General features: G+C 60.4%; 20 protein-coding genes. 18 read left to right on the top strand and 2 right to left on the bottom strand.

Translation table 11 applies throughout. The annotated features are described in order from the left end of the window. Position 1: 1 nt before the first annotated feature. From BGO64_RS19540 to BGO64_RS19495, 10 genes are all read left to right on the top strand, one after another. The gene (locus tag BGO64_RS19540) at positions 2–1,015 is read left to right on the top strand and encodes an NAD-dependent epimerase (protein WP_266139837.1); all 1,014 of its coding nucleotides are present in this window, start codon (positions 2–4) and stop codon (positions 1,013–1,015) included. A gap of 12 nt (positions 1,016–1,027) precedes the next feature. Beyond that, positions 1,028–2,194: a nucleotide sugar dehydrogenase gene (locus BGO64_RS19535; protein WP_266139836.1), complete on the top strand. Its 1,167-nt coding sequence runs from the start codon at positions 1,028–1,030 to the stop codon at positions 2,192–2,194. A gap of 156 nt (positions 2,195–2,350) precedes the next feature. Beyond that, the gene (locus BGO64_RS19530) at positions 2,351–3,505 is read left to right on the top strand and encodes a sugar transferase (protein WP_286701223.1); all 1,155 of its coding nucleotides are present in this window, start codon (positions 2,351–2,353) and stop codon (positions 3,503–3,505) included. 5 nt (positions 3,506–3,510) lie between these two features. Then, positions 3,511–4,401, top strand: a complete 891-nt coding sequence (rfbD, locus tag BGO64_RS19525) for a dTDP-4-dehydrorhamnose reductase (RefSeq protein WP_286701222.1) — start codon at positions 3,511–3,513, stop codon at positions 4,399–4,401. Positions 4,402–4,448: 47 nt separating this feature from the next. Then, positions 4,449–5,354, top strand: coding sequence for a glucose-1-phosphate thymidylyltransferase RfbA (gene rfbA / locus BGO64_RS19520; RefSeq protein ID WP_286701221.1), 906 nt, complete (start codon positions 4,449–4,451; stop codon positions 5,352–5,354). Between the two features lie 54 nt (positions 5,355–5,408). Beyond that, positions 5,409–5,963: a dTDP-4-dehydrorhamnose 3,5-epimerase gene (gene rfbC, locus BGO64_RS19515; protein WP_042017517.1), complete on the top strand. Its 555-nt coding sequence runs from the start codon at positions 5,409–5,411 to the stop codon at positions 5,961–5,963. After that, positions 5,960–7,048, top strand: a complete 1,089-nt coding sequence (locus BGO64_RS19510; RefSeq protein WP_225315730.1) for an LPS O-antigen chain length determinant protein WzzB — start codon at positions 5,960–5,962, stop codon at positions 7,046–7,048. The genes rfbC and BGO64_RS19510 overlap by 4 nt, the downstream gene beginning before the upstream one ends. Before the next feature lie 160 nt (positions 7,049–7,208). Further along, positions 7,209–8,846, top strand: a complete 1,638-nt coding sequence (locus BGO64_RS19505) for a PglL family O-oligosaccharyltransferase (RefSeq protein ID WP_410488798.1) — start codon at positions 7,209–7,211, stop codon at positions 8,844–8,846. A 263-nt stretch (positions 8,847–9,109) separates the two neighbouring features. Then, positions 9,110–9,763: a YceH family protein gene (locus tag BGO64_RS19500; RefSeq protein ID WP_039040218.1), complete on the top strand. Its 654-nt coding sequence runs from the start codon at positions 9,110–9,112 to the stop codon at positions 9,761–9,763. 218 nt (positions 9,764–9,981) lie between these two features. Then, positions 9,982–13,818: a DEAD/DEAH box helicase gene (locus BGO64_RS19495; RefSeq protein WP_286701219.1), complete on the top strand. Its 3,837-nt coding sequence runs from the start codon at positions 9,982–9,984 to the stop codon at positions 13,816–13,818. Positions 13,819–13,899: 81 nt separating this feature from the next. Here BGO64_RS19495 and BGO64_RS19490 read toward each other — a convergent pair whose 3' ends face one another. Beyond that, the gene (locus tag BGO64_RS19490) at positions 13,900–14,793 is read right to left on the bottom strand and encodes a DNA replication terminus site-binding protein (RefSeq protein ID WP_286701218.1); all 894 of its coding nucleotides are present in this window, start codon (positions 14,791–14,793) and stop codon (positions 13,900–13,902) included. A gap of 529 nt (positions 14,794–15,322) precedes the next feature. On the opposite strand from BGO64_RS19490, the gene BGO64_RS19485 reads away from it, so the two are divergent. The 7 genes from BGO64_RS19485 to BGO64_RS19455 all read left to right on the top strand — a co-directional run bounded on the left by BGO64_RS19485 (position 15,323) and on the right by BGO64_RS19455 (position 21,164). Beyond that, positions 15,323–15,532 carry a DUF1127 domain-containing protein gene (locus tag BGO64_RS19485; protein WP_010675316.1) on the top strand — a complete coding sequence of 70 codons (210 nt, stop codon included), beginning with the start codon at positions 15,323–15,325 and terminating at the stop codon, positions 15,530–15,532. 269 nt (positions 15,533–15,801) lie between these two features. Continuing rightward, on the top strand, positions 15,802–16,821 hold the full coding sequence (gene astE, locus BGO64_RS19480) for a succinylglutamate desuccinylase (RefSeq protein ID WP_041213176.1): 1,020 nt from the start codon (positions 15,802–15,804) through the stop codon (positions 16,819–16,821). A 271-nt stretch (positions 16,822–17,092) separates the two neighbouring features. Further along, positions 17,093–18,181: a pyruvate dehydrogenase (acetyl-transferring) E1 component subunit alpha gene (gene pdhA, locus BGO64_RS19475; protein WP_041214862.1), complete on the top strand. Its 1,089-nt coding sequence runs from the start codon at positions 17,093–17,095 to the stop codon at positions 18,179–18,181. Continuing rightward, positions 18,178–19,164 carry an alpha-ketoacid dehydrogenase subunit beta gene (locus tag BGO64_RS19470; RefSeq protein ID WP_042864128.1) on the top strand — a complete coding sequence of 329 codons (987 nt, stop codon included), beginning with the start codon at positions 18,178–18,180 and terminating at the stop codon, positions 19,162–19,164. Before pdhA ends, BGO64_RS19470 begins: the two co-directional genes overlap by 4 nt. Before the next feature lie 94 nt (positions 19,165–19,258). Then, positions 19,259–20,359 (top strand): dihydrolipoamide acetyltransferase family protein, encoded by a 1,101-nt coding sequence (locus BGO64_RS19465; protein WP_202044398.1) that lies wholly within the window; start codon positions 19,259–19,261, stop codon positions 20,357–20,359. Positions 20,360–20,565: 206 nt separating this feature from the next. After that, positions 20,566–20,775, top strand: a complete 210-nt coding sequence (locus BGO64_RS19460) for a cold-shock protein (RefSeq protein ID WP_005302803.1) — start codon at positions 20,566–20,568, stop codon at positions 20,773–20,775. A gap of 77 nt (positions 20,776–20,852) precedes the next feature. Then, the gene (locus BGO64_RS19455) at positions 20,853–21,164 is read left to right on the top strand and encodes a hypothetical protein (RefSeq protein ID WP_129146699.1); all 312 of its coding nucleotides are present in this window, start codon (positions 20,853–20,855) and stop codon (positions 21,162–21,164) included. Here BGO64_RS19455 and BGO64_RS19450 read toward each other — a convergent pair. Continuing rightward, on the bottom strand, positions 21,151–21,399 hold the full coding sequence (locus tag BGO64_RS19450; protein WP_010675310.1) for a TIGR02647 family protein: 249 nt from the start codon (positions 21,397–21,399) through the stop codon (positions 21,151–21,153). The two genes, BGO64_RS19455 and BGO64_RS19450, sit on opposite strands and share 14 nt — an antisense overlap. A gap of 246 nt (positions 21,400–21,645) precedes the next feature. Here BGO64_RS19450 and BGO64_RS19445 point away from each other — a divergent pair, with 246 nt between their 5' ends. Further along, the gene (locus BGO64_RS19445; protein ID WP_045524136.1) at positions 21,646–22,194 is read left to right on the top strand and encodes a hypothetical protein; all 549 of its coding nucleotides are present in this window, start codon (positions 21,646–21,648) and stop codon (positions 22,192–22,194) included. The last annotated feature ends 3 nt before the right edge of the window (positions 22,195–22,197 follow it).

Here is a 22,197-nt window from a genome sequence, read left to right as displayed (position 1 = left end):
AATGAAATATCTCATAACAGGTGCCGCTGGTTTTATCGGAAGTGCTGTAGCTAAACGCCTTTGCGAACATGGGCACGATGTAGTCGGAGTTGATAATCTGAATGATTATTACGACGTCTCACTGAAAGAGAGCCGTCTTGCTCAGCTGGTGTGTGAAACCAATTTTGATTTTCGCAAGCTTGATCTGGCCGATCGTGAAGGAATGGCCGAGTTTTTTGTCAAGGAGCAATTTGATCGGGTAATTCATCTGGCCGCGCAGGCCGGTGTGCGCTACTCCCTGGAAAACCCCTTTGCCTATGCCGACAGCAATCTGGCAGGGCATTTGGCCATTCTGGAAGGGTGCCGTCACAACGGTGTCAAGCATCTGATCTATGCTTCTTCCAGTTCTGTGTATGGTATGAACGGCAAAATGCCGTTTGCCACCCAAGATGCCGTCGATCACCCAGTCTCACTCTATGCTGCTTCGAAAAAGGCCAATGAGCTGATGGCGCACACTTATTCCCATCTGTACGGCCTTCCGACCACAGGTCTGCGCTTTTTCACCGTCTATGGGCCATGGGGACGGCCTGACATGGCGTTGTTCAAATTCACCAAAGCCATGCTGGCCGGTCAGCCAATTGATGTTTATAACAATGGCCAGTTGAGCCGTGATTTTACCTATATCGACGATATCGTTGAGGGTATCTTGCGTATTGCCGATGTTGTGCCGGTTGGCAATCCTGACTGGCAATCAGCAGCAGGTTCACCCGCAGATAGCAGTGCCCCTTATCGTATCTTCAATATCGGTAATGGCAGTCCGGTCAAATTGATGGACTTTATCGATGCCTTGGAAAAGGCCCTGGGTATTGAAGCCATCAAAAATATGTTGCCAATGCAGGCCGGTGATGTTTATGCCACTTGGGCCGACACGGAAGACTTCTTCGAAGCGACAGGATATCGTCCTGCCATGTCTGTTGAAAAAGGGGTTAAGGCTTTTGTCGAATGGTATAAAAACTATTATAACGCGCAGCAGTAAGCGAGGTTTTTTGTGAAAATTGCTATTTGTGGTACGGGTTATGTAGGGTTGTCCAATGCAGTATTGCTGGCACAGCATCATGAGGTAGTCGCAGTTGATGTCGTCGCTGAAAAGGTTGAGATGATTAATCAGAAGCGCTCTCCCATCGTGGATAAGGAGATCGAAGAGTATCTTGCTGATCACAAGCTGAATCTACGTGCAACCCTGAATAAAAAAGACGCATACCAACAGGCCGATTTTGTCATTATTGCAACGCCAACGGATTATGACCCCGAGAGCAACTATTTTAATACCAGTACGGTTGAATCCGTAGTGAAGGAGGTGATGGCGATTAATCCGAATGCGGTAATGGTGATCAAATCCACCATTCCTGTTGGGTTTACTGCTAGGCTGCGTGAAGAGTTGGGATGTGCCAATCTGATTTTCTCGCCAGAGTTTTTGCGTGAAGGGCGCGCTCTTTATGACAACTTGCATCCTTCTCGTATCGTGGTGGGGGAACGTTCAGAGCGGGCTCAGGTGTTTGCCAATCTGTTGTTGGAGGGTGCCATCAAAAAGGATGTTCCTGTGCTCTTTACTGACAGCACAGAAGCAGAGGCGATCAAGCTGTTTGCCAATACCTATCTTGCGATGCGAGTGGCATTTTTCAACGAACTGGATACCTATGCACAACTGCATGGGTTGGATAGTCGGCAAGTGATTGATGGAATCGGTCTGGATCCACGTATCGGTAATCATTATAACAATCCCTCCTTTGGCTATGGTGGCTATTGCTTGCCAAAAGACACCAAGCAGCTGCTGGCCAACTACAACAAGGTGCCCAATAACCTGATCCGCGCCATTGTGGACTCTAACACTACACGCAAGGATTTTATTGCCGACTCGGTGATTCGTAAAAATCCAAAGCGTGTAGGTGTATATAGATTGGTGATGAAAGCAGGATCAGATAATTTTCGAGCCTCCGCAATCCAGGGCGTGATGAAACGAATCAAGGCAAAAGGCATTGAAGTCGTAATCTATGAGCCTACTCTGGGAGAGAAAGAATTTTTCCATTCTAAGGTAATAACTGATTTGTCAGAGTTCAAAGAAAATTGCGATGTGATCTTGGCGAACCGACGGGTAGCTGAACTTGATGATGTCATCGACAAACTTTACACTCGTGATCTTTTTGGTTCTGACTGATATTTATCTTTCTTTTGTAAAAATCTTTTGAGGCCTCCTTTGAGCTATCAACGTCGTCATTCACGCTGGTATGAGCGTGTGTTATTCAGCCCTCCTGCCTTGTTCATCTTCGGGGCCTTGCTTGCGGTTTGCCTGCCTGCGATTGAGCGATGGGGCTTGGCGTTTTGGCATCACCTCGATGCAGTCCGGATCAATACCCTGAGCGGTGCCTTTGTGGCGTTTCTGCTGACCGGGATTGTGCTGCATCGCTTCCTGCGCTATCCGGGCGCAAGTCCCGTGGCCTATATGATCCCCACGGTGACCACCCTCTATGGTGCCCTGGTCGGCATTCTCTTCTTCCTGCGGCTGCCTTACAGCCGTCAGGTATTGTTCGAGTCGTATCTGGTTGCCTTGCTTTGCTGCTGGCTGGCCTACTTCATTGGCCGCCGTTACCGGACCCCCAAATACGCCTTGCTGCCCTTTGGGGACTATCAGGCCCTGACCCGGCACGAGAGTGTGCAGTGGCGTCTGCTCGACAAACCCGATCTCGGGGCCGTGCGTTATGACGCCGTGGTGGCAGATCTTCGAGATGAGGAGCTGGCGGGTGAGTGGGAGCGTTTCCTGGCGCGCTGCGCCCTGGCGCATATCCCCGTCTACCACATCAAGCAGATCAGCGAGACCCTGACCGGGCGCGTGAAGATTGATCATCTGCACGAGAACCAGCTTGGTTCCCTCTTGCCGTCCCCCGTCTATGCCTTCATCAAACGTGGAATGGACATTCTGGCCGCGTTGATCGCGATCCCGCTGTTCTCCCCCCTGATGCTGGTGACGGCGATCCTCATCAAGCTGGAGAGTCCGGGCCCCGTGATGTTCCTGCAAAACCGGGTAGGGAAGGGGAACAAGGATTTTCGCATCTACAAGTTCCGCAGCATGTGCAAGGATTCGGAAAAAGCCGGCGCCCAGTTTGCCCAGGACGGCGACATGCGCGTCACCCGGGTGGGCAAGGTGATCCGCAAGCTGCGCATCGACGAGCTGCCGCAGTTCTTCAACGTCCTTAAAGGGGACATGAGCCTGATTGGGCCAAGACCGGAGCAGCGCACGTTCGTCGATCAGTTCGAACGGGAGATCCCCTTCTACATGTACCGTCACATCGTGCGGCCCGGGATCAGTGGCTGGGCGCAGGTGGTCCACGGTTATGCCGCCGATGCCGATGATACCCGCATCAAGATCGAGCACGATTTTTACTACATCAAGCACTTCTCCCTCTGGCTGGATGTGCTCATCGTGTTCAAGACCATCCGCACCATCCTGACCGGTTTTGGCGCGCGGTAATCCCGATGCGGATCTTGTTGCTGGGGGCTCGTGGCCAGTTGGGACGAGCCCTTTTTTCTGCCCTTTGCCGGGATTATCCCCATTGGCAGGTGACGGCCCTTGGCAGGGATGCGTGTGATATCACCGACCCCGGTGCGCTGATCAGCGCCCTGAACCGCCATCAGCCTGATGTCATCCTCAACGGTGCGGCCTATACGGCAGTCGATCTCGCACAGAGCCAGCCCGAGCTGGCAGAGCGTATCAATCATCTGGCCGTCGCACTGCTTGCCCGGGAAGCCGGTGCCAGGGGGGCGCTGCTGGTGCATTTTTCCACCGACTATGTGTTCGATGGCTCCGGCAGCGCTCCCTGGCGCGAGGTGGATGTGCCTGCCCCGCTCAATGTCTACGGTGCCAGCAAGCTGGCCGGAGAGCAGGCCATTCAGGAGCTATGTCCCCATCATCTGATCGTGCGCACCAGCTGGGTTTATGGTGGGGAAGAGGCACACTTCGCCCGAGCCATCTTGCGCCGTGCCAACGAGGGCAAGCCCCTTGAGGTGGTGGCGGATCAGTGGGGAGCGCCGACCCAGGTGGGCTGGCTGGCAACGTCCGTTCTCCTGGCGCTGACACAGGTCGTAAAGGCGCCAGACAAGGGCGGCCTCTATCATCTCTGCCCCGCAGGCGAGACGAGCTGGCATGGCTTTGCATCGGCCCTGGTTGAGGAAGGTTGTCGGCTTGGTCTGCTGGCGCAGCCCGTTCCGATAAAACCCATTCCATCTGCAAACTGGCCCCAGGCAGCCCGTCGGCCATCCAACTCCAGGCTCGATTGTCGACGGTTTGCCACTGTGTTCGGGATCCAGATCCCGGCCTGGGAAGGGCTGATGAGCCGCTGGCTTGCCAGTCAGTGTGAAGGTGAATGACGTGACGCGTGTCTTGATGGCTCTCTGTTTTCCTCTGGAGGTGTTCCATGCACCAGCGTAAAGGCATCATCCTGGCCGGGGGATCCGCCACCCGTCTCTATCCGGCGACGCTGGCCATCAGCAAGCAACTGCTGCCGGTCTATGACAAGCCCATGATCTATTACCCCCTCTCAACCCTGATGCAGGCGGGTATCCGTGAGATTCTCATCATCAGCACGCCGCTGGATCTGTCCCGCTTCGAGCTGCTGTTGGGGGATGGCAGCCAGTGGGGGATGCAATTTTGCTACGCGGTGCAGGAAGAGCCTGCCGGGCTGGCCCAGGCGCTGCTCATTGCCGAATCCTTTCTGGCCGGCAACCCCTGCTGCCTGATTCTGGGGGACAACATCTTCTATGGCACCGAGCTGCCCCGCCAGTTGCAGCGCGCGAGCGCCAAGACGCAAGGCGCCACCCTGTTTGCCTATCATGTACAGGATCCCGAACGTTACGGTGTGCTGGGGTTCGACGGCGAGGGGCGGGTCGAGTCGATCGTCGAGAAGCCGGCATATCCTGCCAGTCAATACGCGGTGACGGGCATCTATTTCTACGATGCCACGGCAAGCGAGATTGCTCGGGACCTGCGCCCTTCGTCACGGGGAGAGCTCGAGATCACCGATGTCAATCTCCATTATCTGGCACAGCAAAGTCTGGAGGTCTGTTTCATGGGGCGTGGTGCTGCCTGGCTGGATACCGGGACCCATGACAGCCTGCAGGAGGCGAGCAGCTTCATCCAGACCCTGGAGAAACGCCAGGGGCTCAAGGTGGCCGCTCCGGAGGAGATCGCCTGGCGCCAGGGCTGGATCTCTGACGAGGCGCTGGCGTCACTGGCACAGCCACTGGCAAAAAGCGGGTATGGCGCCTATCTGTTGCGTCTGCTGCAAGAGCCCTTTGGCAAAATGCACCCCGATTGGGATTGATAAGGCACTCCATTGGGTGATATATCCTTGCCCATTATTCCAAAGAAAACACCTATGCACTTTATTTCATTGAAGATTCCGGATGTTATCCAGATCCGCCACCAGCGTCATCCAGATGAGCGGGGCGACTTCATGGAGCTGTTTCGCCACGATCTCTTCACCCGCAGATGCGGTGATTTTTGCTTCGTTCAGGACAATCTGAGTCGTTCCCGACAAGGGACACTACGGGGGCTGCATTATCAGCGTCAGCGGCCCCAGGGCAAGCTGATACAGGTGCTGGCAGGCACCATCTTCGACGTGGCCGTCGACGTGCGCGCCGGGAGCCCGACCCTGGGCCAGTGGGTGGGGGTGTCGCTCTCGGCCGAGGAGGGAACCTCCCTCTGGATCCCGCCAGGTTTTGCCCACGGCTTTTATGTTCAGAGCGAATGGGCCCAGGTGCTCTACAAATGCACCGATTATTACGCTCCCGAGCTGGAAGCCTCCCTTCACTGGTCGGATCCGACACTGGCTATTGAGTGGCCCCTCATGGACAATGTGCCATTACGCTTGTCAGAGAAAGACCGTCACGCCCCTCTCTGGCAATCACCTCATCTTCAGAGCCCGATATGAACAAACAAGTATTCGATAATTCAGACAGTCAGCTGCCCCAGGGTTGGCAAGCCTCTTCCGGTGATGAAATCGATCTGCGTGAGCTGATCCTGGTCCTGTGGCGCCAGAAAATACTGATCCTGCTGGTCGCAGGCGTCTTTGCCGCAGCAGGTATCGCCTATGCCCTGCTGGCCCCCCAGGTCTGGGTCAGCCAGGCCGAGATCAGGTCGCCCACCCTCAAGGAGGTGGAGTCCCTCGAGCTCAACATCAATCAGCTGATCAATGCCCAGGTACCGGTGGCGGCTTTTACTGCCTTTGACAAGAAGGCGCTCTATGGCGACTTCGTCAACAACTTCAACAGCTTCAACAACAAGCGCCAGTTCCTGCAAGAAAGGGGTTACCTGGATGCCGAGGCCGCGCAGGCCGACGTCACAGACCCCAAAGGCAAGCGGCTGCTGCTCAAGAAAATGGCCGAGGGGATCAGCGCCAAGGCACCGGACAAATTGCGTGAAGATGTGACGCTCTCCTTTGCCGCGGCCACGGCGGGGGAGGCCAAATCCCGGCTGGAGCAGTACATCGCCTTTATCCAGCATCAGGAGTCGGCGGCCAAGGGCAAGGAGCTGTATACCATCTGGCAGAACCGCATCAAGACGCTGCAGACCCAGTTCGAGAGTGCCAAGGCCGATACCCTCAAGCAGTTGCAAGACGATATTCTGCGTACCGAATATGGTCTGCGTATTACACAGGCGGCCGGGCTGGAGGCGCCGGTGCAGAATCTGCAGGAGCAGGGGAGCCTTCCCATCGATCTGGGGGCGCGCGCCCTCTCCGAGAAGCTCAAGATCCTCAAGGAGATCAAGAACCCCGAGTTCCTCAACCCGGCGCTGAGCGACCTGCGCCTGCAATTGGGCAGTCTTGAGGCCCTCAAGCTTGAAGCACAGCCCTTCCAGTCGTTCGCCTATCTGGCTTCGCCGAGTGAACCCCTGAGCCGCGAGCAGCCCAAGCGTCCTCTGGTCGTGGTGCTGGCTACCCTGCTCGGTGGCATGCTGGGGGTGGGCATCGTGCTGGTGCGCCATGCGTTTCGCCGACCGGAATCGGCACAAGGATGATTGAAGTGAACAAGGGGGGCTTTGCCCCCCTTCATGTATGGCGTGTCGGAAGAAAACGAGCATGAGCATGACACAACAGGGAGCAGTGACGGTGACGTCGACGACAGGGATATTGGGGGTTGTCAGCCTCCTTTACTGGTTGCTTGGCATGCATTTTTTCATGCACAACCCAGGCGGGGCAGGGCTCTATCTGCCGTTCAATGCCTGGGGCTGGATCTTCGCCAGCCTGGTGATGGCGCTGGGGTTGTGGCATGTGACCCTCAGCCAGCGACTGGTGGTCTCGCCGCTGCTGACGGCCCAGTGGCTGGGGGGGATCTTGTTGTTGCTGCCCATGGCCTATCCGGGATTCGAGCTCAAGGACTATGCCATTCCCCGGCTGCTGGGGCTGTTTGCCGGCCTGCTGTTTCTGGCAAGCCTCTATCAGTGGCGATTCGACCGCGAGGCGCGAGACAGGCTGCTCTATCTGCTGCTGGGGGCCGTCGCCATCGAGGCGCTGCTCGGCCTGGTGCAGTATTACCTGCTGGTGCCGGGCAACTGGATTGGGTACGACACCCAGACCAACCGCCCCTATGGCATCTTCCAGCAACCCAACGTGATGGCGAGCTTCATGGCGACCGGCCTGTCACTGGCCATCTGGCTGGAGCTGCGCGGTGATGCCAACCCTTGGCTCAAGGGGCTGCGCTATGGGGTGATCCTGGCCACTTCTCTGCTGCTGGTGGTCCTGCAATCGCGAGTCGGGCAACTGGGCGGCGTGATGGCTCTCTTGCTGCTGTCCGCCCAGCTGGGGCGTGAGCGGCGGCTGGGCCGGATGCTCGCGCTGGTGGCCCTGGGCATTCTGCTCGGGCTGGCCTCGCAATACCTGATGGCCGGAGCCAGACGAGGGCTGGAGATCTACCAGTCCGGCGGCATGCGCTCCATCTACTGGCCCTACGCCGCCAAGCTGATTGCCCAGATGCCCTGGACCGGTTGGGGCTATGGCAGCTTCGAGTCGGTGTTTCTCCATCACTACATGGCCGACAAGGCGCTGAACCCGGCCATGGTGCAGATCGAGTACAACCTGGATCACCCCCACAACGAGTTTCTCTACTGGGCGGTGGAAGGGGGTCTGGCACCCATGCTGGGCATGGTGCTGATGGGCGGGGCCCTGCTGTGGCGTCTGAGCCGGGCGGGCTGGGTCAAGGGCGCCGCCTTGCTTGCGCTGGTGACCCCCATCTTGCTGCACACCCAGACCGAGTACCCCTTTTACCACGCCATTGCCCTGTGGTGGGCGCTGCTGCTGCTCCTGTATGCGATGGATGCGGAGGTGGAGGAGCAAGGCCACGGCAACTGGCGCGACCATCTGTGCCGCCCCTGGTTGCTGCTGCGCTTCATGGCCATCGCCATTCCCCTGATCGTCATCCCCTTCATGCTGAGCGCCCTGCATACCGCCTGGGTGGTGACCAAGTATGAGCGGGGCGGTTACAAGCAGCCTGCGCTCCTGCTCGACATCGTCAACCCCATGGCCTGGCTGACCCGGGTGGAGTTCGACGTGAACGCGGTGCGCCTCATGGTCGGTCTGCAGGCCAATAACAAGGCGGAGCTTGAAGCCTACCTCGACTGGGGACAGGCCTTCGTGCGCCATACCCCGAGGGCCAACATCTACGCCAACATGGTGATCGCCCTCAATGCCCTGGGGCGCACGGCGGAGGCCGACAACCTGCGGGCAAGCGCCCTGATGCTCTATCCGGGTGAGCCTTTGCTCACCGTGTCGGCCGCAAGAAAGGTGGCCGCGACCCTGGAGCGCAAGCCCTCTTCGTGAGGGCCGTTTCAATCTGTCTACCATCACGGCCGCCTTTGCGGCCGTGATGGTTTTTGTGCCCGCCTCGTTGAAGGGGGAGGGGGCTGGTTGCCAAAGAGGTTCCCGGCCATCCCTTCACCTCGCCTGCGCACCGCGGCCGTTTTGCTGTACAAGGTTGCAGCAAGGGTTTCATCGGCTCGCAAAAATGGGGTTATCTGCTGGACGGCGCAAGCGCCTTGGTTAAGATAAACGTCTTAACGTCTTGTTTGGCAAGGGAGTATGACATGGAGATAGTACTAGGCCCATTAGAGGCCCGCGTGATCGGCTGCCTGATTGAGAAAGAGATCTGCACGCCGGATCAGTACCCTCTCTCGCTCAATGCACTGGTCAATGCCTGCAACCAGAAGAGCAACCGGGAACCCGTGCTGGAGCTCGCCGAGCTGGATATTCGCGCCGTGATCGACGAGCTGATCCGCCGCCGTCTGGTGGTCAATACCGCCGGTTTCAACGCCAGGGTGCCCCGCTATCAGCATCGTTTCTGCAATACCGAGTTCGGTGAGCTGAAGTTCTCGGCCCAGGAGCTCGGCATTATCTGCGAACTCTTGCTGCGTGGCCCGCAGACCCCGGGTGAGCTGCGCTCGCGCACCAACCGGCTGTGCAGCTTTGACGATGTGACCGAAGTGGATGCCGTGCTGGCCACTCTCATCGAGCGGGGGCCCTATGTGGTCAAACTGCCCCGTGAGCCGGGCAAGCGGGAATCCCGCTACGCGCACCTGTTCAGTGGCGAGGTGGATCTGCAGGCGCTGGCCGACGCGGCGCCCGCTGGCAACCTTGTGTCACCGGCGGCAGACAGACTGGCAGCGCTCGAAGAAGAGGTCGAGCACCTCAAGGGGCAGTTGCAGGGGCTGGAAGCCCGTCTGGCCCGGCTGGAAGGCTGAGCCAACAATCTGTTTCCAGAAGGCGCTGCGGCGCCTTTTTTGATGACCGCGCCCCTCCTGCGGCCCGTTGCCCGGTGGCAGGGGCGAGTGCCCTGTCAGCCTTGTCGCTCGCGTACCCATCAAAGGCGCCAGCTTTTTTGCACTATTTCGCGCTTAAGGGTCGAGCCGCCGCCGCTTTCCCGTTAAAATTCCGCCTTTGCACTTGCCCGTGAGTTCTGATGTCAGCCTTCACCCTCTCTTCAGATTGCCATGCCCTGCTGTGCGAGCTGCAATTGCAGCGCGCCGCCAGCACTCGTTACCTGCAAGACACCCTCTATGCCCCGGGCGCACCCGGGCGTGCGCTGCTCGATACCCTCGATCAGTTGCAGCAGTGGGGGCTTGTCCGTCAACGAACGGAGCAGCAGTGGAGTCTGACGGCAGAGGGAACCCTGACCCTGATCCTGGCGGTGCGTGCGGGGGAGTGCCCCATGCCGCAGTGGTCCCGCATCCCCTCGGTCACGGGCCTGGAGCGGGCACAGGAGGTGGTGCGCGAGCTCTGTCTGGGGGAGGCGGGGCAGATCCCGGCCTATTACCAGAGTGCCGAGCTCCTGAGCCTCCTGGATCTCCCCGATGCTCCCCGCCTGCTGGCAGGCTCCAGCCCCGCCTGGCAGGCCCTGCTGCTCGAACACTTCGCCCTGCAGGCCCTGCTTGACGCAGAGCCTGACGAGGGCTGGCCGCTGGCAACGCTGGTCGCCTCCTGCTCCCCGGCGCTCTCTGGCCAGATCCAGGCTCGCGCCCGCGAATGGGAGTGGCTCTGCGGTTCCTTTGGGGGCGAGGTAACCACTCACTGGCCTGCACTGCAACAACTGGCGCAGCAGGGGGATGAGCAACCCCTGGCCGAGCGGCTGCTGGGGGCGCTTGGCCAGTGGCAGGGGCAAGAGGCGTCGCCCTGGCCCCGGATGTTCAGCGCCCTGCTCTGGCTCGGCTGGTTGCAACAGGCAGATCCGGTGCAGGGGAGCGAGCAGCGCAAGAAGTGGCAGCGCAGTCTGGGCCATCACTCCCCCCTGCTGGCCGATCTGCTGGGGCAGTGGGCCGGAGATCGCCACGGCCAGGCGGTCGGCCTGTTCGATACCCTGCAACTGCCGCTGGAGGAGCTCCACTGGGGTTACCTCTGGCTCGATCTCTGCGCCCTGGCGCGCCACGGCGAGCAGAGCCCCCAGGTGACCATCTTGCACAAGTGGGACCTCTCCCACGTGCTGGACGCCGAGCCCCGGCATCGCCTGATGGCCTTCTGCCAGGATCTGCTGCGACTCCTGCTTGGCCGGGAAGCCGCCCATTGGCCCCTGCGCGCGTTGCGTCCTGCTCAAGGGGAGGAAGAGGATGCCACCGAGGAGGAAGGCAAGGCCCCCGCCTCGGCAAGCTGGCTCAACTGGCTGCAGGGGTTGGGACGCTCGAGCGGGGTGCGCAAACCCCAGGAGCGGCTGGTCTGGCTGCTCCACGCGGAGGGGCCTGAGCTTGAGTGCAAGATCCAGAAGCAGAGCACCAAGGGGGAGTGGACCGCCGGGCGAAGGGTCGATCCGGCCCTGCTTTCCACCCAGTACGCCAGCCTGCTGGACGAAGCTGACTGGGCACTGGTGCGCACCCTGCCGCGCAACATGGGCAAGCTGCCCCGGGATGCCTGGGTGCCCCTGGCAAACCATCCTCGCCTCTTCAATGCCAAGGGGCAGAAGCTGCAACTGGCCGTCAGCGCCCCCCTGCTGCAACTGGTACAGAGCGGGGAGGGCATGAGCGCCAGACTACATCCTGCTCCCGCCGCCCGCGGTGCGCACATCGTCCCCCTGGCTCAGGATTTGTGGCAGCTTATTCTGACACCGCAGGCGCTGCTGGACAGATTACCGGCCCTGGAGGCCATTCCGGCATTGCCGCCGGCCGGGCTCGAGGAGCTGCAACGCACGCTGGATGCGATCCCCGATCTCCCCTGGCACAGCCAGGTGGCGGGGCTCAGAGGCAACGCCGAGCTGGCCCCCTGGCCCGGCGTTCCCTCCGTCCTGCTCGACTGGCAGGAGGGGCAGCTCGTGGTCCAGCTGGTGACCCGGGAGGGGGACCTGCCTCCCTTGCCTCTGGGCAAGGGGGAGGCCATCGTGCGCCAGGGTATCAGGGAGTATCACTACTGGCAGCGGGATCTGGCTGCCGAGAAGGACGATGCCCAACGCCTTCGCAACCAGTTGCCCATCGGCCTGCCCGGCAACGAGTGGAAGCTGGACGGGGAGCAGGCGCTCACCCTGGTCAACGCCCTGCCCGAGCTGGTGGACGCCGGTGTGGTAGTGCACTGGCACCAGGACAGCGCCCGCCTCAAGAGCCTTGATGAGGCGGCTCTGAGCCTGCGCATCGAGCGGCGTCAGGACTGGTTCCAGGTGGAGGGGGCGCTCTCGCTGGACGAGCACCAGATCCTCGATCTTCGCCTCATCCTGCGCCAGCTGACCCCGGGCCAGCGCACGGTGCAGCTCGACGAGAAGACCAGTCTGATGCTGAGCGACAAGCTGGTGGAACGCCTCACCGTGCTCGGGGCCATGCTGGACAACGAGCAGCGCATCAACAACAAGCTGGCCTATCCGCTGGCCCGCCTGCTCTCCGTCATCACCACCGAGGGGGATGCCGCCTGGCAGAACCTTCAGCAGGAGTGGCAGCAGGAGGTGAGCTGTCCCCCCGAGCTGCTGACGGCGCTGCGGGACTATCAGAAGGAGGGGGTACGCTGGATGGCGACCCTGGCCCATCACGGCTTTGGCGCCTGTCTGGCCGATGACATGGGCCTGGGCAAGACCTTGCAGGCCCTCATCGTGCTGCGTATGCGCCAGCACCTGGGCCCGGCGCTGGTGGTGGTGCCCAAGTCAGTGGTCACCAACTGGCAGGAGGAGGTGGCCCGCTTTGCCCCTGAGCTCGAGGTGGTGGTGTTCGACCATCCCGCCGAGCGGGAGACCTTGATCCAGGGGGCCAGGGCCGGGCAGATCGTCCTGGTCAACTACGGCATGCTCGGCAGTCTCTCCCAGGCGCTCAAGTCCCGCCGCTGGTCGAGCATGGTGCTGGACGAGGCACAGCAGATCAAGAATGCCGGTACCCAGCGCGCCAAGCTGCTGTTCCAGCTCGACGGGGATTTTCGCCTCGCCCTCTCCGGCACCCCCATCGAGAACCATCTGGGGGAGCTGTGGAGCCTGTTCAGCTTCATCAACCCCGGCCTGCTCGGGAGCCTCGGGGAGTTCAAGCGCCGCTTTGGCAAGGCGGTCAAGGATCCCCAGCACATGGCGATGCTGCGGGCGGTGATCAGCCCCTTCATCCTGCGCCGCCTGAAGCAACAGGTGCTGACGGAGCTGCCGGACAAGACCGAGATCATCCATCACATCAGCCTCTCCCCCGAGGAGCGTCAGCTCTACGAGGCGACCCGGCGCGAGGTGGTGCAGCAGGTGCAAAGTGCCGATGGCCGTGCCCTGATGCATGTGCTGAGCGGCCTGACCCGGCTGCGCCGACTCTGCTGTTCCCCCCAGCTGGTGATGCCGGAGTGGTCCCAGACCAGCAGCAAGCTGGACGAGGCGATGGCGCTGCTGGACGAAGCCATCGATGGTGGCCACCGGGTGCTGGTGTTCAGCCAGTTTGTCGATCTGCTGAGCCTGCTGCGCAGCCGTATCGAACAGCGGCAGTGGGACTACTGCTATCTGGATGGGGGCTGCTCGGCCAAGTCCCGTCAGGAGTCCATCCTGCGTTTTCGCCACGAAGCGGTGCCGCTCTTCCTCATCAGCCTCAAGGCGGGGGGCACGGGCCTCAACCTGACCCAGGCCGACACCGTGCTGCACCTCGATCCCTGGTGGAACCCGGCGGTGGAGGATCAGGCGAGCGATCGGGCGCACCGCATGGGCCAGACCCAGCCGGTGACCGTCTATCGCCTGGTGTGCGAGCAGACGGTGGAGGAGAAGATAGTGGCGCTGCACGACGAGAAGCGGGCACTGGCCGACGGCCTCCTGAGCGGCCAGTCCGAGGTGAAGGGGCTGGATGTGGAGAGCCTGCGGGCACTGCTGATGAGCTGACGGCGATGGGCTGTCGCCCGATGTGACAAGGGGAGCATCCGTGATGCTCCCCTTGTCGTTTGTGGCGGTGCCGAGCCTGCGCTACCCCTGATAGAGGTAGAGGTGCAGCCGCTCTATGATGGGGTCACCGCCAATCTTGCGATCCCGGCGTGCCTGGCGCAGCTTGGGCGGGTAGTGGCTCAGATGGGTGACGGCCGGCTGGGTATCGGAGCAGAGCAGCAGGGGCAGGCTCGCCTTGATCTGCTGCTTGCGGGGCTCCCGGTCCTGCCAGAGCAGGTTGATCATGGGGTGGGTCTTGACCGGCCTGCGGATCCGCAGGGCGGCATCCGCCGGCAGGCGGCGAATGTCGTATACCTCCTGATCCACCATCTTGCTCCACTCTTCGTTGTCAAAGAGCGCCGGTACATACCGGCGGCTGCGCTCCAGCATCTCCAGTACCTGCTCCCGGCTGAGGCAGCTGATGCTCTGCTTGTCGGCCCAGGTGAAGCCCAGCGAATGGAGATCCCCCTGAAGCCAGGTCAGCTTGCGATAGACCTGCAGGGTGATGACACCGGGCAGGGCGCCGTGCACCAGCTCGAACTTCTCGTCCCGCCCGCCCGCCGCCTGCACCATGGCCTTGAAGGCGAGCTTGTGCGCGTTGATCTCCTCGATGACGGGGGCCAGCTCCCTGGCGCAGGCGGCAGGAAAGCGCAGCCAGCCGGGCAGACGGTGGGTCGCCTTGGTGGAGCAGCCGGGGCGGGCGCTGTGGCCCTGAAAGGCGGCGAGGGTGGCGGCCAGGGCCGCCTCGCCCGAGAGATAGCCCACCTCGATGGCCTCGATGGGCTCATGCTCTTCCCCCTGGGCCACGGCCGGGAGGGGATAGACATGAGCCTCCAGCAGGTCGAGCTGGCCCAGTTGCCGGGCAAGGCGTGCCAGCGACGCCTCCAGCAGGGCCATCTGTTGACGCAGGGCGGCGGTGGGGGTAAAGGTGTCCATCGGCAGATCCTGTGTGTGCCGCTCCCCTGTTCAGCATGATATTGGGGCAGTGTGGGGAGGCAGCATGATAAACTACTGTATAAATAACCATACCAGTATGATGGCAGGGTGCCAAGTGTCCGGTGCCACCCTGACGATGGGGGTGACATGGGGGGCATCCGGTTCAGGTTGCCTGTTCGTATCTTTTTGTTAAATAACGATCTTGTTGCGATCTATTTGTTAACAAATCCTGGTGGCCGAGAGTTTGCACCCTGCTGACTCGCCGTCGTGCCGTGCATAGCTAGCGTGGGAAAGTGCATAGTTAGAAGTGGGTGGCGCAGGAGAAAATGCTGTCAGGCTGCCAGGGGGAAAGTTTCAGCATTATTTCATTTTAAAATCATATGGTTATGGTTATTGCCCTGGCGATATCAACCATTACTTTTACTAATGTCATGTATCAAAATTCGTCAATTGAGGCACCTCCCCGCCCTGACTAAGCTTTGCGCATCAAATCCGAGCCTTGCGCAGAACTAGAGAGAGGAGCCATATCATGGCCAACATGACTTATACCGAAGCCGGTTACCAGCATTCCAGCGAATCGAATCTGGTTGCTCGCGTCAAGATGACCGTCCTGACCTGGCTGGAACGCAGCCGCAGCCGTCGCCAGCTCTCCGAGCTGCCCGCCTACCTGCTCAAGGACATCGGTCTGAACGAAGCCGACCGCTATCAAGAGACCACCAAGCCGTTCTGGCGTGGTTGATCAGCCGGGCATGGATGCCTTGTTTTTCTGCTGATCCCAGGGGCATGCTGCCCACCCGTCTGCCGAAGGCATGCTGTCTTCATCTGCCGATACCCGTTCACCGCTTTCCCTCTCCCGTGTTTCCCCCCGCTTGATCCTGTTGCATGAGTTGTCACTCATTCTCGCCATTTTTGTATCTTTACTGTTTGAATTTGTTTAAAAACTGATTTTAAGCCCGGTTGCCTTGCGTATAATCCGGCCATGGCATTCCAGACTAAAGGGTGAGACGGATGATTCCCCAGCATGACTTTTTGGCCCTGACGCGCCGCCATGAGTGGCAGCTCGAGCCTTTCGCCTTCAATCTGACCGACGGTACCCGGGTGAGCGTGTGGGATACCGGCGTGATCTGCCTGGAACCCGCTTCCGAGGCGGGGCAACCCGGGCACAAGGACATCGTCCTCTCCTGTGGCATCCACGGCAACGAGACAGCCCCCATCGAGATCTGCAACCAGTTGCTGACCCGGTTGCTCGCAGAGGAGCTCAAGGTTCGTCACCGGGTGCTCTTCCTCTTTGGCAACCCCGCCGCCATGAACCAGGGGGTGAGGGAGGTGGAAGAGAACATGAACCGCCTCTTCTCGGGCGCCCACAGCAAGGGGGAGGGGCTGTGCAACCGGGAGCGCATCCGCGCCATGCGTCTGGAGCAGTATGTGAGCCGCTTCTTTGCCGACTCGGGCAGGCCCCGTTACCACTACGATCTCCATACCGCCATTCGCGGCTCGCGCCACGAGAAGTTTGCCGTCTATCCCTTTCCCCACGAACGCCCCCACTGCAAGGAGCAGGTACGTTTCCTCGGTGCCTGCGGCGTGCGCACCATACTGCTCTCGAGCGGCCCGACCACCACCTTCAGCTATTACAGCTCGCACCAGCACGGCGCCCATGCCTTTACGGTGGAGCTGGGTAAGGTGCGGCCCTTCGGTGAAAACGACATGACCCGCTTCATTGAGGTGCGCCAGACATTGCAGGAGCTGGTGACCCGGGATGAGGTGGCCCTCGAGCCCTGGCGAGCCGATGACTTCACCCTTTTTGCCATAGATCGGGTGATCAACAAGCAGTCGGAGCAGTTCCGCTTCCTGTTTGCCAGCGATGTGGACAACTTCACCGAATTTCCCCAGGGTTTTGTGCTGGCAGAAGATGGGGATCGGCAATACAGGGTAGAGAAACCGCGGGAGGCGGTGGTCTTCCCCAACGCCAACGTGGCCATCGGACAGCGCACCATGCTGCTGGTGGTACCCACCCGTCTGTGGGAGTGAATTGACGCCTTTTTGTCATGCTGACCCTGCGCCACGGGCGGTGGCAAGCAGCATGGCGGTGATGGGTGTGATCCCGAACTCGATATGACAGGGAGCCTGAACAGGCTCCCTTCTTTGTTTCTGCTCGCCGAAAATTCCGATTACCTTCGAAAATAAAAGAAGTTTCTACTGGTCTTACCTGGATGAATCTCGTTGCCCTTTGGTTAACATGTTGTTTACATTTTAAATGTCACCTCATGGTGGTGACGCTGACAACGGCAAGGAGCCAGTTATGACCCATGTCGACATCCCCTTCCTTCGTTACCTCGATGAGGAGGGGCGCCCGGTCGCGACACTGCCGACCTGGCTGGACAAGGCGATGCTGCACACCTTCTACCGCAACATGGTGATGGTGCGCAGTTACGACAAGAAAGCGATAGCACTGCAGCGAACCGGCAAACTCGGCACTTTTCCCTCCCATCTCGGGGCGGAAGCGGTGGGGATCGGGGTCGGGCTCGCCATGCAGCCAGAGGATGTCTATGTGCCCTACTACCGGGACATGCCCACTCTCTACGTGAGGGGCGTGCCCATGGAGCAGAACCTGCAGTATTGGGGCGGCGATGAACGGGGCAGTGTCTTCTACAAGGCCGATGGCGAGTTGTCGGAAGACTTGCCCATCTGCGTTCCCATCGCCACCCAGATCACCCATGCTGCCGGCATCGCGGCCGCCTTCAAGCTGCGCAACCAGCCCAGGGTCGCCGTGGTGACCATCGGCGATGGCGGCACCTCCAAGGGAGACTTCCTCGAGGGGCTCAACTGTGCCGGTGTCTGGCATCTCCCCATGGTGATGATCATCAACAACAACCAGTGGGCCATCTCGGTGCCGCGCAAGTTGCAGTCGAGCGCGCCCACCCTGGCCCAGAAGGGCATAGGAGCCGGGGTGCGCAGCCTTCAGGTGGACGGCAATGACGTGGTGGCGGTCTATGAGGCGACCCGCGCCGCCGTCGAGCGGGCTCGCAGCGGCAAGGGGCCGACGCTCATCGAAGCCGTCAGCTACCGGCTCGGGGATCACACCACCGCCGATGATGCGACTCGCTATCGTGACGGCGCCGAGGTGGAAGCGGCCTGGGCCAGGGAACCGGTCAAGCGGCTGCGCCAGTTCATGTTTGAACGGGGCTGGTGGGACGAGCAGCAGGAACAGGCGCTGCTGGCAGAGGCGGGCCGGGAAGTGGAACGCGCCGTTGCCGCCTACGAGGCCATCACGCCCCAGGCGCCGGAGACCCTGCTCGATTACCAGTTTGCCGAGCTGCCGAAGGCCTATCTTGCCCAGCGCCAGCGCATCATCGCCAAGGGTATGCAGCAGAGCGGGGAGGGACTATGAGCGATATCACGCTGCTCGAAGCGATCAATCTGGCGTTGCACCACGAGATGGCACGCGATCCTGATGTGGTGGTACTGGGGGAGGATGTGGGGGTCAACGGCGGTGTGTTTCGCGCCACCGTGGGGCTTCGCGATAAATTCGGGTTCAAGCGGGTCATCGATACGCCGCTGGCCGAAGGACTCATCGCCGGGGTGGCGGTGGGCATGGCGACCCAGGGGCTCAAACCCGTGGCCGAATTCCAGTTCCAGGGCTTCATCTTCCCGGGCATGGAGCAGATCATCTGCCAGGCGGCGCGGATGCGAAACCGGACCCGTGGCCGCGTCACCTGTCCCATCGTTTACCGCTCCCCCTACGGTGCCGGCATCCATTCGCCCGAGCACCACAGCGAGAGCGTCGAGGCCCTGTTTGCCCATATCCCCGGGCTGCGGGTCGTTATCCCTTCGAGCCCGAAGCGGGCTTACGGCCTGCTGCTGTCGGCCATTCGGGATCCGGATCCCGTGATGTTCTTCGAGCCGGATCGCATCTATCGCTCCATGAAGTCGGATGTGGTGGATGACGGCGTCGGCCTGCCGCTGGATGTCTGCTTCACCCTGCGTCCCGGCCGGGACATCACTGTGGTGGCCTGGGGAGCCTGCATCCAGGAAGTCATGCGTGCGGCGAACCTGCTGGCGGAGCAGGACATCCAGTGCGAGGTGCTGGATCTTGCCACCATCAAACCCCTGGACATGGAGAGCATCCTGACCTCGGTACGCAAGACCGGGAGGCTGCTGGTGGTACACGAAGCCTGTGGCAGTTTCGGGGTGGGTGCCGAAATAGTGTCCCAGGTGACCGAAGAGGCGATGACTGCCCTCAAGGCGCCGCCAAGACGCCTCACCGGCGTGGATGCCGCCGTCCCCTACTATCGCAACGAGGAGTATTACCTCATCACCGAGCAGGAGATCGCGCAGGCGGCTCGGCAACTGATGGAGAACCAGTGGCTATGACGCGCGACAGGTACGGATGCGCAAGTGCCTGGGCCACAGGGCTCCATGGTGTCTGTCAATGTTTGGTGATGTCCCAGCAGAGGGAGAGCAGGTCATGAAATTTTTCAAATTGCCGGATCTGGGCGAAGGACTGGCCGAGGCCGAGATCGTCGAGTGGAAGGTGAGCGCCGGTGATACGGTGCAGGTAGATCAGGTACTGCTGTCGGTGGAGACAGCCAAGGCGCTGGTGGATGTGCCCTCACCGGTGGCCGGGGTCATCGCCAGATTGTGCGGGCAGGAGGGGGACATCCTCCACATCGGGGCACCGCTGGTGGAGTTTGAAGGGGGCGAGGATGACGGCACCGTCGTTGGCAAGGTCAGCGCCCATCAGCAGCATATCGAGGATCATTTCGTGGTGGGGGCCATGGCGCCCGGCGGCACGCTGGTGCAAGCCATGCCAGCGGTACGTCTGCTGGCGCAAAAACTGGGGCTGGACATCGACAAGGTCAAGGGAACCGGCAGCGCTGGCATGGTGACCGAGCAGGATGTGCAACAGGCGTTCGAGGCCCAGCAGGAGAGCGGCAACGAATTCCTGAAAGGCTCGCGCCGGGCCATGGCCAAGGCGATGGAGCTCTCGCACCGGACTGTGGTGCCGGTGAGCATCACCGACGAAGTGGACTTGCGCCACTGGCGCCCGGATGAAGATGTGACGGTGCGCCTCATCAAGGCGATCGGCGTGGCGTGTCGGGCCGAACCCTCCATGAATGCGTGGTTTGACGGAGAGATCCTGTCGCGGCGTCTATTCAGGGAGGTCAATGTGGCCATCGCGGTCGACTCCAAGCATGGGCTCTATGTGCCCGTGATGGAGAACGTGGCAGAGCGGGACCCGGCTGACATACGGCAGGGGCTGGATCGGATGATCGCCGATGTGAAGGCCCGTGCCGTGCCGCGGGAAATGCTGCAGGGGGCAACCATCACCCTCACCAACTTTGGCGCCATCGCAGGCCGTTACGCCAGCCCCATCGTCACACCACCCCAGGTGGCCATCATAGGAGCGGGCAAGTTGTTCGAGAAGGTGGTGTTCATCCACGGCGAGGCGCGCCCGGTGCGTGCACTTCCCCTGTCGATGACGTTTGACCACAGAGCCTGCACCGGTGGAGAGGCGGCTCGCTTCCTCAAAGCCCTGGTTCAGGCACTGGAGTCGGCACAGGTCTAAACCGCCGTACCCCGCCGCTGGCGGGGTACAAATTTGTTTGCGTAATCGACAAAGGCACGTATAATCTCAACCAGCTTGAAAGGGCGATAGTTATGTCAATGAATATGATGTTTTACATCTTTTCCTGTTGTTCATAAGTAATCCCGTTTTTTGAGCTTTACCCGCTGAAAAGCATAAGTAATTATTTTGAATACAGGTTTAAAGATATGTCTAACATGATCACCGGTACCGTTAAGTTTTTCAACGAAACCAAAGGTTTTGGCTTCATCCAGCAAGAAAACGGCCCGGACGTTTTCGTTCACTTCAGCGCCATCCAAGGTAACGGCTTCCGTACCCTGGCTGAAGGTCAGCGCGTACAGTTCTCTGTGACCCAAGGTCAAAAAGGCCCGCAGGCTGAGAACGTAACTGCTCTGTAATTCTTGCAGAATTTAAGAAAGCCGTGGTACCTCTGGTGCCACGGCTTTTTGTTTTCATGGCTTCATCAATACGCGTCATGACCCTGCTCTCCTCCCTCTTGCTGACCGTGGCGTTGACCGGTCAGGCCAGCACGCCCACGCCGGATCCTGCGGTGAATGATGCCGTGTCCGTGTGTCAACAGTTTGTACATGTTCGCCTGGGAAACGCGGTGAAACCCGATGAGATCAGGGTACAGCCGGTGCCAAAACGGGGGGGAGAGTGGCTGGTCGATGGCAAGATAAAAGGACCCGAAGGTCCTTTGCTGTTTGCTTGTCTGCTGCGACAAGGAGAGCGCTGGGAGTTGCTCAACTTCTCGCTCTGGGCACCACAACCGCTCAATTCGGCTTGAGTGCGACCAGCAGGTGTTGGAGATGCTCCAGCATGGTCATGCCGAAAGGGGTCAGATAGCCGCCATCTGCTGCGGTGATCAGGCCCTGGCTGTGCAGGCGCGCTGCCGCCTGGCAAAGCGCTTCCGACATGTCGCTGCGCAGCTTGATCCCCAGGCTCATGTTGGCCGGATCAAAACACGCCAGTATTTTCAGCTCATTCACAAAATCGTCAGAAACCTGGTTGATCCCACTCATGGATGCACTCCTTACGCTAAAGATGTATGCAACCTAGCATCCCCGGTGCCTCTTTAGTGGGCGCTGGCTCAAACAATTGGCCTTTATCGGGGCCGCTCTGGTTCAAACGCTGCTTTTTTGGACGCTATCTATCACCGGCCCGGCTGGACGCAAACGCCCCCAGCAAGGCAAACATGCTAGAATGGCACCCTCGTTCACCCTCATGACCAGGCGTGATGCCAGGTCATCTTGTTCAAGGCGCGTCTCATGATCACTGTTACTCTGGTCTCTCTGCTGCACTCTCTGGGTCCCCGTTTTCCTGTTTATGCTCCCTCCTTGCTGCTCCCTCTCCTGGCGCAACATCAAGGAGATCTCTGGCTGCCGGCCATTCGTGGGGAAGACGTGACAACCCTGCGTCAGCATGGCAAGGATGCCCAGAGTCTGGCTACCTTGTCGGCAGGCTGGTGTGAATTCGCGGCCCAGAGCAAAGAGACGCCGGAGCTCGATGCGCTGGCAAGTTACGATGAGGAGATGCTGGACAACCTGCAGATGTACTGGCGCCACCCGAGCAAGATAAACAGCCCGATCACCGATAACCTGTTCGAGCTGCGCCGTGAGGTGGTGGACGAGGCCCATGGCGGCAAGCTGGTTGCTGCCTGGAGTGCCGCCCAGCAAGCACGGCTTGAGCAGATCATGGTGGGGGTCGCTGCGGGGCGGGATCAGCTCTGCTTTGTGGAGGTGGAGTCCGCCTATTGGCTGAGGGAGCGACTGGGTGAGACCGCGGGACTCCGGCTGTTGACCCCCGAGCTGGGGTGAGGC

Origin of the sequence: Aeromonas sp. 62-46, from assembly GCF_001898585.1 — a bacterium.
Taxonomy (GTDB): Bacteria; Pseudomonadota; Gammaproteobacteria; order Enterobacterales; family Aeromonadaceae; genus Aeromonas; species Aeromonas caviae.
This window is presented reverse-complemented; position numbering and strand designations above follow the sequence as displayed.